We start from the raw sequence: 13,075 nt of genomic DNA, 5'->3' as shown, positions 1-13,075 counted from the left end.
CCTGCCATATTTAAAGAAGGAGGAACAATTACCGCCGGAAGCAGCTCTGCCCTATGCGACGCTGGTAGTGCTGTGGTTGTAGCCCATGAGGAGTGGGCACAGAAAAATGGATATACTCCTATTGCTCGAATCTTGGGATACGCTGACGCTGCTATTGATGCCTCGCTTTTTGGAATATCCCCCACAGTTGCCATGCCGAAAGCTCTCGATATGGCCGGACTCTCTTTGGAAGAGATGGATCTTATAGAGATTAATGAAGCCTTTGCAGCCCAAGTTATCGCCTGCCATCGCATTATGCCCTTCAACATGGATAAATTAAATATTCATGGTGGCGCCATAGCTCTTGGACACCCTATCGGAGCGACAGGCTCCAGAATACTCACAACTCTTCTTTACGCCCTTAAACATGCAGATAAAGAGTTGGGAATAGCCAGTGCCTGCATTGGTGGCGGGCAAGGGGTAGCCATGGTAGTGCAGCGTTTGCGTTAAGCTTTCTTGCGCTTAAAGTTAATTAAAGTTTGTTTTTGTTATGAAGGCTTTTGCCTCTCTTCGAGGTAAAAGCCTTTCCTCTTGTCTGTTGATGCTGGTATAATACCAATAGCCCTATAAAATTGAATATTAAAAATTAAATTCTTTATTGATTTTTCATGATATAATTTATTGACTTTCTATGAAATATGTATGGATTAGCGGTGTTTTTATTAAAAATAAATTTATAGACCGGAGGAGGCCCATGAAAAGCGATTCGATTTATACCAGGTTGAAAAATATTCACGAAAAAGTAAGCGGGTATATTTCATCGAATTTGGCCAGTGTTTCCGGTATCCGAGAGCAAGAATCCACTAGGTTGAAGGAAATACGCGAAAAATTTGATTTTGTTCAAAAAAACATTGTCGAGCTTATAGAAGCTTCAGATAAGGCTGAGGAAGCGTATAAATCTGCTCGGCAAAAGTTAGTAGATGCCACAAGGGAAGGGGATGAGCCTTCTCAACGTCAGGCATATGACCGAGCGGAACATCTGATGAAAATGCTGGCAACTTTCGAGGAACGAGAGAGGAATTTAAAACAACAACGAGAGTATTTAAGCCTTGAAGAACGAGAGATTTTAAAGTATTTAGCTCGCAGCGATGAGATGGCGAACAAATTTCGGCTAGCATTAGAGCTTCTTCGGGATCAGTCTATAAATGCCATGTTAGGAGATAGTAACGAAAAAAGCTTTAGCGTTCTTCTTGCTGCTTTAAGTCTGGCAGAAAGGGACAGTCGAACTTTGGCCAGAGACCTTCACGATGGGCCGGCTCAAAGGCTGTCGGGGGCTATTATGCTTTATGATTTAGCGGATCGTTATTTTCAGACAGGCCGTACTGAAGAAGCCTTGGCTGAATTTCGCAAAGTGAAAACACAGATGCAGGAAGCGATGGCAGACATAAGAGCTTTCCTCTTCCAGATCTACCCGCAAGGCCTGGAGGAGGGTCTTGATGTAGCCCTTCAACGATATGCAAAGCAGGCTAGCGATCGGTATGGAGTTGATATTACATTCCAATCTTCTGGAGATATTGTTGCTTTGCCCATGGCTCTTCGTTCAAATCTGTTTAAAATTATTCATCAGGCCATGGATAATGCCATACAAAGAGGTGAAGCCAAAAGCATCAAAATAACGTTGAGCTCAGGGAGTGAGGCTTTTAGCGCACGTATAGCAGACGATGGTATGGGGTTCGACGTGAATAAAGCCAGAATGGCAGCTCAAACACGAGGTTCCTATGGGCTTATGAATATGGAGGAACGAACGCGTCTTTTTGGAGGAAATTTTTCCATTGATAGCGCACCGGGTAAGGGTACAGTTGTAACTATGAGTGTTCCACTTCCGGAGGATGATATGTGATGGAAAAAATTACGATAGTTATAGCAGATGATCATAATATGTTCAGGGAAAGCCTTCGAAAAGTTCTGGACCTTGAATCTGATCTGGAAGTTGTAGGGGAAGCCAGAGATGGACAAGAGACTGTAGATGTTATAGAGCGAACCAACCCCCAAATAGTAATGCTTGATATACGCATGCCGAAGTTTGATGGTATAGAGGTCGTAACACAGCTCAAAAAGAAAGGATGCCCCTGTAAATTTATTATCATTACAGCCTTGGATGGAGAAAATCAAATAACTCGCATATCCCGAGCCGGAATAGAAGGATATGTGCTTAAATCCTCTGGTTTGACGGAATTGCTCATTGCATTAAGAACCGTCGCCTCAGGTGGAAGCTATGTGGATCCCAAGGTAGCTTCGAAGCTCCTTACATCTTTCTCTACCCATGCAGAATTTCGAGAAAAAATGGATCTTCTCACCAATAGAGAAAAACAGATTCTCTATTGGGTCTCTCACGGACTCTCCTCAAGAGACATAGCCAAACAAATGATCCTCTCAAATAAAACGATACAGAACCATATAAGCCAAATTCTTAAGAAGTTGCAATTACAGGAAAAAGGGCAAGCAGTAGCTCTTGCCTGGAAATGGGGCCTCCCTGAGCGCTCTCCTTCAGACTTTTCTGAAAAAGATTAAACCCAAATAAAATATATAACACACGTAGAGAGGCGGAGAAAAATCTCCGCCTCTCTTGTACTCTCCTTTGTATTCGTACAGGCGGGAAATATTCCTTTATTTATAAGTTAATCTTCCTTTTATTTTAGTGAGTCTCCCCACCTTATTTATGAAACTTCCGTTATGTATGAAAAAACATTAACCCATTATTATTATTGTAAAACAGTAGTAAAAATATTTGCAGATACAGAGAAGGGGAGGGATTATAGATGCTAGAAAGACTTCGTAACCTTGTGTGGGATGAGGAAGGCCAGGGGTTGGTGGAGTACGCATTGATTATAGCGTTGATTTCTGTAGCAGTGTTAGTTGGAATAGGGTTAACTTTTGTTACACCCCTTAAAAATCTTTTTAGTGGAGTAGGAGCAAAACTTGTAGTACCAGAATAATATGAGTTTATGTGGCTATTGTTGAAGATAGGATTTTTGAGCGAAGGGCAGGTTTTTCCTGCCCTTTCTTTCTAAAACAGGAGGGGCTGTATGGAGTGGGGAGTGCTGGCAGTCGTATGTTGGGCTGGCTTTTACGATATGAAATATAAAAAGGTTCCTAATTGGCTCACCTATGGGCTGTTAGTGGCGGCGTTGTGCTTTCATGGAGTAACGGGCTCTGTTTCCATGTCTCTTGTAGGGGCAGTGTTGGGGTTTGTGTGGTTCCTCATCCCTTATTTACTTGGTGGCATGGGAGCGGGTGACGTGAAACTTTTGGCGGCTACAGGGGCTGTGGTGGCGTGGCCGGGTGCTTTGAATCTCGTTTTGTATTCGTCCATAGCCGGTGGCGTGTTAGTGATAGCCTTGGCTTTTAAAGGTATAGATTACCAGAGCTTTTGGCTGGCTTTAGCTGGAGGCCCCAGGGTTTTTTTTAAAAGCATATGGAGGTCGGGGCGGGAACATCGTAAAGAAAAAGTACCTTATGCCCTATCTATTGCCGTGGGATATGCCATATATCTCCTGCTGTGAGCGGGGGTGATGAAATGAGAAGACTTTTGAAAAAACGAAGTGAAGGGCAGGCGTTAGTTGAGTTTGCCATAGTGTTGCCCCTTTTGCTTCTTCTCGTGATGGGAATAATAGATTTCGGTTTGATGATGCAGCAATACCTTACGTTAAATCACGGAGCTCGAGAAGGGGCCCGTCTGGCAGCTGTAGGAGGTTCTGCTTCAGATGTAGAGGCTCGAGTCAAAGAAATTTTAGCCGTCAGGTGGTCTGAAGACAAGGTATCTGTGAACGTCACAGAAGTAGATAAAGGGACCTATAAGGAAGATGTGGTTACAGTGCAGGCCCCGGTCGCATTTTTAACGCCTTTGAGTGCTTTTGTGAAAGGGCTTACTCCTAACTGGACAGCCCAGGCCAAGGCGGCATTTAGATCGGAGTGATAGACATGAGAAAAGAGAGCCATAGGCAATTAAAGAGAAGTAGGGGAGCTGTTCTGGTGTGGGTAGCGGGAAGTTTGGTAGTGCTTCTTGGCGCTGGCGCCCTTTCTTTAGATTACGGCCGTCTCGTGTTGAGTCGTTGGAGATTGCAGGCTGCTGCTGATGCCGGAAGTTTAGGGGGGGCTTGGGAGCTTGGAAATGCCATGGTGGATCAAGGCATTCGTGAAAGCGCTGCCACTCAAGTGGCGACAAGTATTGCTTCTGAGAATAGGAATGAGGGGAATTATTCTGTAACTTTCCCTGATACTAAAACATGCCATGTACTGGGACAGGAAAATGTTTCCATGACCTTCGCCAGAATTTTAGGCTTTGAAAGCAGTACTGTCCAGGCAGAAGCTTCGGCACGTCTTTCAGCCGCATCGTCAGTTAAGGGGCTTCGTCCTTTAGGTATTCAGGAACCGGAAAGCGGTTTTGTTTTCGGAGAACAATATCTTTTAAAGATTGGGCCTCATGATCCTACAAACCCTGACGAGACAGGCTATCAACACTTTGGGAATTTTCACGCACTGGCTTTTGGAGGGAACGGCGCGAATAACTTTCGTGAAAAACTCAAATACGGTTATGACGCCATCGTGACAGAAAATATGATGGTTACTACAGAACCGGGAAATATGTCTGGCCCCACAGAAGACGGAATTGATTACATTATAGCCTTAGAAATTATTAAAGAAGGGGTAGATTACATTTTGGATCAAGATGGGCATATTTCGTGGGACTGGTATGTGACCCATCTCGATGAGTTATATGAAAGCCCTCGCCTCATTACGTTGCCTGTAGTGGCTGAGTGGGATGTACATGGCCGCAAACAGGTTCGAGTTATCGGTTTTGCTAATTTTTTCCTAGAAGGTGTGGAGGGTACGGGTAAGGACTCTCGAGTTATTGGTCGTTTTGTAGAGCAAGTGATACCAGACAGTGCTGGTGGCGGAAGTGGAAGCTTTGGCGGATATTCTGTGAAGCTCATTCAATAAAAGGTGAGGTGAGGACGTGAAAAAGCGAGGCATTTTCCTAATTGTTTCCCTGTTGTTGGGAACCATGGCAGGACTTCTTGTGTACCAACAGATACGAAGTTATAAACAGAAAATTGCCCGTGCAGAACGAGAGCTTATTTCTGTGGTAGTGGCGACACGTCCCAAAGATGCTTTTTCCATTATTACATCTGAAGATGTAAAAGCTGTGCGTATGTCTCGAAGCAGCATTCCAGTAGAAGAAGTGCTTTCTCTTGACGATGTGGTAGGAAAGGCGTCGATGATGGATCTCTCTACAGGAGACCCTGTCCTGAAAAATAAATTATCCTTGGATCCAGAAAAGCTCGGAGTTGCTTTCCAACTTGCAAATGGTCGGTTGGCAATAGCCCTGCCTATCGATGAAGTTCGGGCTACTGGAGGTCTGCTCAAACCTGGAGATTATGTTGATATTTTCCATGTATATCGCGAAAAAGATGTTGAAACTCCTACATCACGACTTCTTCTGTCTCGAGTAAAAGTTCTTGCTATTGGCGGGGTCATGGCGAGGAAAGAAGAAAAAGAGAGTACGAAAGAGAAACAAATGGTTGCACAAACAGCAGTAGTGGAGGTTTCCCCAGAGGAAGCAGCGGTTGCGGCATGGGCTCAAAGTTTGGGAAATTTATGGCTGGCGTTGCGACCAGCCCAAGAAGAGACACCAACGTCATTAGTTGTTTATAGAGGGCCTGACGTGAGTAACCCTGCCCCGTTAAAAACAGCATCAGCGGAGCCGGTAAAGGCACGGTCTGTGAAGAAAGCGGTTCCCAGAACGCCTCAAGGGTGGAAGATAGAAATGATTCAACCTGGAAATATAACCACAGTAACAGTTCCTTCTGATGGGAGGTCTCGATGATGACTTGCCTCGTTAGAAAAACAAAAATATTTATGGCTCTAGCGTTCCTGTTCATTGTTTTAGGCGCCCTTCCCGCTTTTGCTGAAACCTATAACCTCGATGTAGGGGATAGTGCTGTTTTACAGTATCAGAATGTGAGCCGGATTTCTGTGGGAAACCCAGACGTTCTCGATGCGATTCCTTTAGATAAAAGTCAGATTCTTCTAACGGGGAAAGCGACTGGCGGCGCAGCCTTAATCGTTTGGGACAGTAAGGGCATGCATATGGAAAAAGTGATGGTCCATCCAGCAAGCGATGCGCCCACATGGGAATTGAAAGAACTTTTAAAAGCAGAAAATGTGGAGGTAACAGTTCGAGGAAACGCAGTAGTGCTGGAAGGGAAGGTAAAGACTCCTCGCGATAGACTAAGGGCTGCTGCGATAGCAGGCGCCTTTGGAGAAAAAATAATTAATCTACTTGATGTAGACGATGCTCCTCAAATTAAGCTCAGGGCTATTGTAATGGAAATTAAAAAGCAGGATGGAGATTTGCTTGGAATGAAGCGTCTTGAAGGAAGAGAGGGGAGTTTTTGGGGTATTTTTGACCTTGCGCCAGACATAGGACATATCCTTGATTACTCAAAAGACGCTGACTATTCTGCCAAAATCAACGCACGCATCAACGCTCTTGTAGAGAACAAGCAAGCAAAAATATTGAGCAAGCCGTACTTGACAACCTTGAGCGGAGAAGAGGCTTCTCTTAACGTAGGTGGAGAAATTCCGGTGCCTGTTGGGGTGGATAATAACGAGATAAAAGTGGAATGGAAGCCCTATGGGGTTATTTTGAAGTTTACGCCTGAATTAGATGGACTGGGGGAGATATGGCTCTCCTTTGAGGCTGAAGTGAGCGAGATAGATTGGGAGAATGCTGTGGAAACCGAGGGTATTAAGATACCTGCTATTCGTAGCCGGAAAATAGCGAATAAAGTTCGACTCGCCCATAATGAATCTCTGGTTGTTGGAGGGCTTCTCGACAATAAACAATCGAAGCTCGTAAAAAAGATACCCTTGTTAGGGGATATTCCTATTATTGGAGAGCTATTTAAGAGCAGAGAGTTTACGAACGATGAAACAGAGCTTGTAATTACTGTAACTCCGGAGGTGGTGGGTCTATGATACGAATTTTTGTTGTAGATGATGATGCTATAACCCGTGAAGTTATTCGTGGCATGATTGCTATGGAGCCTGATATGGAACTCATTGGTGAAAGCGACTGCCTTGATGGGGTTATGGAGACTGTTACTCGCCTCAGACCTTCGATTTTGCTTCTTGACGTGCAATTGCCAGATGGAGATGGGCCTGATCTGGCAGAAAAATTGGCGGAAATGCCTGCTCATCCAGGGATCATCATGATTTCAGTGCAAAAAGATGTGGCTTTCTTGCGGAAAGCTATGCAGGCTGGTGCGCGTGATTACCTTTTAAAACCCTTTACTGGCGTAGAGCTCGTAGATGCTATTAGGCGTGTAAATGCTGAGGCAGCCTCTAGAGGCGGTTCTCATCAAGCCGAATGTATCGCTGTTTGGAGTTGCCGGGGTGGCGCAGGTGGTTCTTCCTTTTCCATCTCTTTTGCTTCTCAGCTCGCCATGATGGGGAAACGCACCGCTTTAATAGATGGAGATCTTTTTATGGGGGATATAGCCTTTCTTTTAAATACTCCCTATGAGCTGAGCTGGACCCATTGGGCTAACGAATGTCTAAGTGGGACGGTGGATGGAGAACGCTATCTAACCTTTGGCCCTAATAATCTTATGATTATGCCTACCGCTAAGAATCCGGTTCAGGCAGAGCTTATAAAACCGGGGATGGGAAATAGGCTTTTGCAAGCTCTTTCTGACCGTTTCGATTTCGTTATTGTAGACCTCCATCGTTTGCTTGATGAAATGACGTTGGAATTGGCAGAAGCCTGTCAGCGTTTATGGCTCGTGACTGATTGCAGTTGTACGGGCGTTAAAAATTTACATCTTATTACAGGAGTGCTCGATCAGCTGCGAATCCCATGGATAGAGAGAGGCGTTATTCTCAATAAAGCGCGAAGGGAAGACCGATCTATTATTGAAAAGATACAAAAAGAATATCCAGTGAAAGGAATTTTGCCATTCGACGAAAAAATCGAAGATGGGTGGCTGAAAGGAGATCCCCTTATTATTGATCAGCCTCGATCGCCTTATTCCAAAACAATAAAGGAGATGGCTTCGGGCTTTATGGCTCGAGAGAAGGTGAAGGTATCATGAGCCTTTTACGCCGTTTGGCAGGAGACACACTAGGGCAACGGCGAGGTCGTGGAAGCGTATCAGATCTGTATCGAGAAACCTATCGGCGGGTATTGTCTCGCTTAGCAGACGAAGTGGATATGGAGGAAATAACTTCTCAGCCAGATTGGGGGAAGTCCACTCTTGTCAAAGAGCAGATTACCCTTGAAATTCAATCGATGCTCGAAGAAGTTCGGGGACTGAATGCATTAGAGCTGAGTCGTCTTCACGATGACCTCCTGAACGAAGTTTTCGGGTATGGACCTATTCAGCCCCTCCTTGACGATGACACAGTAACGGAAGTAATGGTGAACGGCTGTGACCGTGTATATATGGAGAGATGGGGGAAAATAGAGCCAGCCGATGTGTTTTTTAATGATGATGACCATATCCGACGCATTATCGACAAGATAGTGGCCCCGTTAGGGCGGCGCATTGATGAAGCTTCCCCTATGGTAGATGCGCGATTGCCAGACGGGTCTCGTGTCAATGCTGTTATTCCGCCCATATCTATCGATGGGCCTACGTTAACTGTCCGGAAGTTTAGAAGGGAGCCCTTTACAGGGCAAGATCTTATTGCTCTCGGCACTCTTTCTGACGAATCGGTAGGTTTTTTACGGGTAGCTACTGAAGCTCGATACAATATTATTGTCACTGGCGGAACAGGATCTGGTAAAACCACAACATTGAACGTGCTTTCTAGCTTTATCCCTAACCGAGAACGAATTGTTACTATCGAAGATGCAGCAGAATTGAGCTTGCAACAGGAACATGTTGTTCGTATGGAATCTCGCCCTGTAAATATAGAGGGGACAGGGGCTATTACTATCCGCATGCTGGTTCGGAACGCCCTGCGAATGAGACCCGACCGAATCATAGTTGGAGAGTGCCGGGGTGAAGAGGCCTTTGATATGCTTCAAGCCATGAATACAGGGCACGACGGATCTCTCACTACTCTTCATGCCAATTCACCTCGAGATGTACTTTCCCGTCTTGAAAGCATGGTCCTTATGGCTGGGATGGAACTGCCTATACGTGCCATTCGAGAGCAAATATCTTCTGGCATCGATCTTATTGTCCATCAGGAGCGTTTGAAAGATGGAACTCGCCGTGTCCTCACGATCTCGGAAATTACAGGTATGGAAGGCGACACAATTCAGATGCAAGATCTATTTGTTTTTAATCATCAAGGGTTTGACGACGCCGGCAGAATTCGGGGTAACCTTGATCCAACAGGCATTCAGCCTCACCGCAGCTTTAAGTTCGAAATGGCTGGTGTCTCATTGCCTAAAGATGTTTTGAGAGCTAAAAGGGGGAGCTAAGCATGGGAGGAGTTCTTTTTGCTCTTGTTATAGGAGTGCTTCTCTTTTTGATGGCATGGGGTTTTTCTAAAATAATATTGGGAGAAGAAACAGATCAGCTGACGAGAACGGAGTCATGGTTTACTGGCAACCGAGAAAAGCAGGGGGAAGAAAAAAGGCAGTGGAATAAACGTTTTACTTCCGATTCTTTTCGGAAAAAGCTTGAAGTCGAGCTTGTAAAAGCGGACCTACCTCTTAAACTGCAGGAAGCTTTTGTTCTGTGGCTCGCTCTTCTCATTGTCGTTCCATTCCTTCTTTTTATGTTTCGCGGCCCCTTCGGTCTTGCTGTAGGCCTTGTTGCTGTTATTGTTGTTCCAATTGTCATGATACGAGTTCGGAGGCAACATCGCCTTCAAAAGTTTGAGCGTCAGATTCCGCCCATGCTCGATATGCTTTCATCAGGGTTACGAGCTGGATTCAGCTTTTTGCAATCTTTGCAGAATGCAGCTACGCAAATTGAATCTCCCTTGGGAGATACGTTACAGCAGGTCGTAGCTGAAATTTCATTGGGACTGGATCTAGAAGATGTTCTGAATCGCTGGGTTGAAAGGGTTGGAAGTATGGACCTTGAGCTTGTAGTAACATCAATTTTGATTCAGAAAGAAATTGGTGGTAACTTGGCGAAAATTTTAGAAAATATAGCGAGAGTTATGCGAGATCGTCAAGATGTGGCAGCTCAGATGCGAGCACTAACATCTCAGGGACGCCTTGAAGGCCTTATTATATCTGTGTTGCCAGTGGTTATGGCCGTTATTATTAATATAATGAATCCCGGGTATTTAACCCCCTTATTTCAGACAGCTTTTGGGCAAAAGATGCTGGGAACAGCCGTGTTCTTTGGGCTCGTTGGTATTTTCGTTATCCAACGTATCGTTAAGCCTCGATATTAAGGGGGGAGAAATATGGAGATTTTAGTGATTGTTTTTTTGGTGCTTGTCGTAACATTATGTCTCTTCCTGATTTTAAATATCATCTCTCCTCAGAAAGAAGACTCTTTTGATAGGGCAGCTCGTTTTGCCGGTGACGAGGAAGAAGAGATCGCCTCTTTTAAGGAGCGGGTTGTTGAACCTTTGCAGGTTAAAATAAGTCGAGTCGGCCGTTTTCTGTTCCCTAAAGAAGCTATTGCACGTATGGACCGTTATTGTGTTATTGCTGGTCGTCCCTTGGGAGTGCGAGGAGAAGTTTTAGCTGGTATGAAGGTTTCCTTTGCCTTGATTACAGCTATAGTGTCTCTATTTATTCTTCCCATACCGTTGCGTATTTCAGGAGCTTTTATTCTCGGAGCCCTAGGGTATCTGATTCCTGGAATATGGATTACCAAAAAAGGAAAAGAGCGTCAGATGTTGGCTCGTAACCAGCTCCCAGATGTTATGGACCTTATGGTGGTGAGTGTAGAAGCAGGGCTTGGCCTTGATGCGGCTATGGCACGCGTAGCCGAGAGGCTTCGTGGCCCTATGGGAGAGAGTTTTGCTCGGGCTCTTCATGAAATCAGCTTGGGAGAAAATCGCCAGACAGCTCTTCGGGGCATTGAAGAAAGATTGCCCATGGAGGAAGTTCGCCATTTTATTACAAGTCTTATCCAAGCCGAAGAGTTGGGGGTCTCTGTGAGCGATGTGCTTCGGAGCCAGGCTGGATCTTTAAAACGTTTCCGGAGGCTGAAAGCGGAAGAACATGCCCGGAAAGCGCCTATAAAAATTCTTTTCCCTATGATTCTCTTTATTTTTCCATCGTTGTTTGTGGTTATTCTAGGCCCGGCTTTTATATCGATCATGGAAACCTTTGCCAAGAGATGATATGTTGATGCAAAAACATCCGTTGAGTCTTTTAAACGCTCAGGGGGATTTTCTCTTCTCCCCCTTATTTTGTGCAGACTCCTTTATGAGTCGTTTCCGGGGTCTTATGTTATGTCCTCCCGAAAAAAAGTGTGGCTTGATTTTGATTCCTTGTAATTCTATACATACATTTTGTATGCGTTTCCCTCTCGACATATTTTTCCTCAACGATGAATGTCGAATTCTATGTGTTCGTTGGAATTTGTCTCCATGGAGATGTTCCTGGTGCCCTGGGGCTTCTATGGTGGTAGAGTGTCCTGCCGGTGAAATTCCCCATAAAAGAATAGAGATTGGTTCAAAGATTATTTTTAAAAAGATATCTTCCAGTTAGCGTATATTCTCATCTGATATTTTTTCTCAACATTCTATCTTTAGCCCCCTTTTCAAAAGAGAAAAGTAGTTTATAATGTCCGCACAGAATGTTATACCAGAGGATGGTGAGTCGCATGACGACCCGAACGAGAGAAACATTGAAAGAGATTTCTCTGGACAAAGTGCGGAAGTATTTGGAAGAAAACGGTGAAGACGTTCAATTGCTTGCAGGATCTACCATCGTACACAACATCTACGGAGAAGGTGAAATTTCCCGCCTCGAAACATCGCCTCAAGGAATCACATATCTTTATATCGAGTTTCAGGATCCATCGCGGGGAGTTGCTCTCGTGAAGAAGTTCCCCTTGAAAAATGTTGTAGAAACCTTTTTTTCCAGGCTCTGTCTTGTGTCTGACTTGTATAGTAAGGTTTGTTCTAGCGTTGAGTGTTCTAAGGAGGAGAGATCCCCTCTAGAGGACCGTTCCATTCACTCAAGGGTGATGGATACTGTAGCTAAGAACGAAAATGGACGGTCCCGCCAAGAAATTTTGAAAGAGTGCCGAGTTGGCGATATCGTTTTGTTATCTATGAATCCTGATAATGACCAAATAGCGGTTTCGACTGAGCAAAAAGAGGTTATAGGCTATTTGCCTGGAGAAGTGACGGAACTTATTGTCCCTGCCATAGAGAAAAATCTTCCAGTGGAGGGAATGATAACCAGTATCCCTAAAGAAGGGACAGCTCACAAGCGCGGTTGCCGTCTGGAAATTTATCTTAACGTGCCGGGCAGAGAGAACCCTCGTCTCAAAAACCTGTCGAACAAAAGACAATTGGAAAAAAACCTGTCTGCAGAAGAAAGTGATGTAGCTTCTCCCGAAGAGAGACCATGGGATGTGTTGGGGGAAGAAGATATGGACGATATGGTGGATCAGGATATGGAGTTGGATATGGATCAGTGGGATTTGTCTTTTGGAGACGGGATGGAATAAAATGGATTTGTAAACAATATTTTTATTAAAAGGCTGCCTTTCAAAAGGCAGCCTTTTTTATGAGTTTTATACGGAGCCCGAGACAAAACTAACATTGGCTTCGATGCTGCTATATGTATTTTTATTGATCTTATAAGGGAGTCGAGAGCAATGTCGTTTTTGAACCTCAAATTCGATAAGAAAAAGGAGGGCATAAAAAATATTTTATGCTAGAATAAGATATATGCAAAAAAGTTATATCATACACGCCAAAAAGATCTCCCCCCCTTTTACAGATCGTTTTGGTTTTTCTGAGGACCTGTTATAAATGCAGGTCCTCTTTTTGTTCCTTAGCAGTTTTATTACGGATCACCCTACTTCGCATGTTATAAATGTAGACTTTCTTTTTTGGGGTGCATAATAATATAGAAATTGTTCTAAGAATATAC

At 44.4% G+C, this 13,075-nt stretch carries 14 protein-coding genes and 1 pseudogene; all 15 read left to right on the top strand.

What is annotated here, in order from left to right:
- A pseudogene (locus tag B3L97_RS07190) lies at positions 1–489 on the top strand (thiolase family protein); the annotation flags it as partial.
- A 244-nt stretch (positions 490–733) separates the two neighbouring features.
- Complete coding sequence (locus B3L97_RS07185) at positions 734–1,879, top strand: sensor histidine kinase (RefSeq protein WP_286934678.1); 1,146 nt, start codon at positions 734–736, stop codon at positions 1,877–1,879.
- On the top strand, positions 1,879–2,550 hold the full coding sequence (locus tag B3L97_RS07180; RefSeq protein WP_024822037.1) for a response regulator transcription factor: 672 nt from the start codon (positions 1,879–1,881) through the stop codon (positions 2,548–2,550). Before B3L97_RS07185 ends, B3L97_RS07180 begins: the two co-directional genes overlap by 1 nt.
- A gap of 248 nt (positions 2,551–2,798) precedes the next feature.
- Positions 2,799–2,975, top strand: coding sequence for a Flp family type IVb pilin (locus B3L97_RS07175; RefSeq protein ID WP_286934676.1), 177 nt, complete (start codon positions 2,799–2,801; stop codon positions 2,973–2,975).
- 90 nt (positions 2,976–3,065) lie between these two features.
- Positions 3,066–3,542, top strand: a complete 477-nt coding sequence (locus B3L97_RS07170) for an A24 family peptidase (protein ID WP_286934674.1) — start codon at positions 3,066–3,068, stop codon at positions 3,540–3,542.
- A 14-nt stretch (positions 3,543–3,556) separates the two neighbouring features.
- On the top strand, positions 3,557–3,955 hold the full coding sequence (locus B3L97_RS07165; RefSeq protein WP_024822040.1) for a TadE/TadG family type IV pilus assembly protein: 399 nt from the start codon (positions 3,557–3,559) through the stop codon (positions 3,953–3,955).
- 5 nt (positions 3,956–3,960) lie between these two features.
- A complete protein-coding gene (locus B3L97_RS07160; protein ID WP_156923346.1) occupies positions 3,961–4,980 on the top strand; it encodes a pilus assembly protein TadG-related protein in 1,020 nt (339 codons plus the stop codon).
- 16 nt (positions 4,981–4,996) lie between these two features.
- Positions 4,997–5,866, top strand: a complete 870-nt coding sequence (cpaB, locus tag B3L97_RS07155) for a Flp pilus assembly protein CpaB (protein WP_286934673.1) — start codon at positions 4,997–4,999, stop codon at positions 5,864–5,866.
- Positions 5,866–7,020 (top strand): type II and III secretion system protein family protein, encoded by a 1,155-nt coding sequence (locus tag B3L97_RS07150; RefSeq protein WP_024822043.1) that lies wholly within the window; start codon positions 5,866–5,868, stop codon positions 7,018–7,020. The genes cpaB and B3L97_RS07150 overlap by 1 nt, the downstream gene beginning before the upstream one ends.
- Positions 7,017–8,135: a response regulator gene (locus tag B3L97_RS07145; RefSeq protein ID WP_286934672.1), complete on the top strand. Its 1,119-nt coding sequence runs from the start codon at positions 7,017–7,019 to the stop codon at positions 8,133–8,135. The genes B3L97_RS07150 and B3L97_RS07145 overlap by 4 nt, the downstream gene beginning before the upstream one ends.
- Positions 8,132–9,475, top strand: coding sequence for a CpaF family protein (locus B3L97_RS07140; RefSeq protein ID WP_024822045.1), 1,344 nt, complete (start codon positions 8,132–8,134; stop codon positions 9,473–9,475). Before B3L97_RS07145 ends, B3L97_RS07140 begins: the two co-directional genes overlap by 4 nt.
- Before the next feature lie 2 nt (positions 9,476–9,477).
- A complete protein-coding gene (locus B3L97_RS07135) occupies positions 9,478–10,404 on the top strand; it encodes a type II secretion system F family protein (protein ID WP_024822046.1) in 927 nt (308 codons plus the stop codon).
- A 12-nt stretch (positions 10,405–10,416) separates the two neighbouring features.
- On the top strand, positions 10,417–11,307 hold the full coding sequence (locus B3L97_RS07130; RefSeq protein WP_024822047.1) for a type II secretion system F family protein: 891 nt from the start codon (positions 10,417–10,419) through the stop codon (positions 11,305–11,307).
- Between the two features lies 1 nt (position 11,308).
- A complete protein-coding gene (locus tag B3L97_RS10045) occupies positions 11,309–11,677 on the top strand; it encodes a DUF192 domain-containing protein (RefSeq protein WP_084043879.1) in 369 nt (122 codons plus the stop codon).
- A gap of 115 nt (positions 11,678–11,792) precedes the next feature.
- Positions 11,793–12,647: an HIRAN domain-containing protein gene (locus B3L97_RS07125; protein WP_286846772.1), complete on the top strand. Its 855-nt coding sequence runs from the start codon at positions 11,793–11,795 to the stop codon at positions 12,645–12,647.
- The last annotated feature ends 428 nt before the right edge of the window (positions 12,648–13,075 follow it).

The organism is Aminobacterium sp. UBA4834 (assembly GCF_002400205.1).
Classification (GTDB): domain Bacteria; phylum Synergistota; class Synergistia; order Synergistales; family Aminobacteriaceae; genus Aminobacterium; species Aminobacterium mobile.
Note: the sequence above shows the minus strand (reverse complement) of the source record. Positions and strands in the feature narration are given on the sequence as shown.

Coding starts and splice junctions, on each gene's coding strand:
- B3L97_RS07165 (WP_024822040.1), top strand. CDS start 3,557: ATGAGAAGACTTTTGAAAAAACGAAGTGAAGGGCAGGCGTTAGTTGAG.
- B3L97_RS07150 (WP_024822043.1), top strand. CDS start 5,866: ATGACTTGCCTCGTTAGAAAAACAAAAATATTTATGGCTCTAGCGTTC.
- B3L97_RS07130 (WP_024822047.1), top strand. CDS start 10,417: ATGGAGATTTTAGTGATTGTTTTTTTGGTGCTTGTCGTAACATTATGT.
- B3L97_RS07180 (WP_024822037.1), top strand. CDS start 1,879: ATGGAAAAAATTACGATAGTTATAGCAGATGATCATAATATGTTCAGG.
- B3L97_RS10045 (WP_084043879.1), top strand. CDS start 11,309: ATGTTGATGCAAAAACATCCGTTGAGTCTTTTAAACGCTCAGGGGGAT.
- B3L97_RS07185 (WP_286934678.1), top strand. CDS start 734: ATGAAAAGCGATTCGATTTATACCAGGTTGAAAAATATTCACGAAAAA.
- B3L97_RS07125 (WP_286846772.1), top strand. CDS start 11,793: ATGACGACCCGAACGAGAGAAACATTGAAAGAGATTTCTCTGGACAAA.
- B3L97_RS07175 (WP_286934676.1), top strand. CDS start 2,799: ATGCTAGAAAGACTTCGTAACCTTGTGTGGGATGAGGAAGGCCAGGGG.
- B3L97_RS07140 (WP_024822045.1), top strand. CDS start 8,132: ATGAGCCTTTTACGCCGTTTGGCAGGAGACACACTAGGGCAACGGCGA.
- B3L97_RS07160 (WP_156923346.1), top strand. CDS start 3,961: ATGAGAAAAGAGAGCCATAGGCAATTAAAGAGAAGTAGGGGAGCTGTT.
- B3L97_RS07170 (WP_286934674.1), top strand. CDS start 3,066: ATGGAGTGGGGAGTGCTGGCAGTCGTATGTTGGGCTGGCTTTTACGAT.
- B3L97_RS07135 (WP_024822046.1), top strand. CDS start 9,478: ATGGGAGGAGTTCTTTTTGCTCTTGTTATAGGAGTGCTTCTCTTTTTG.
- B3L97_RS07145 (WP_286934672.1), top strand. CDS start 7,017: ATGATACGAATTTTTGTTGTAGATGATGATGCTATAACCCGTGAAGTT.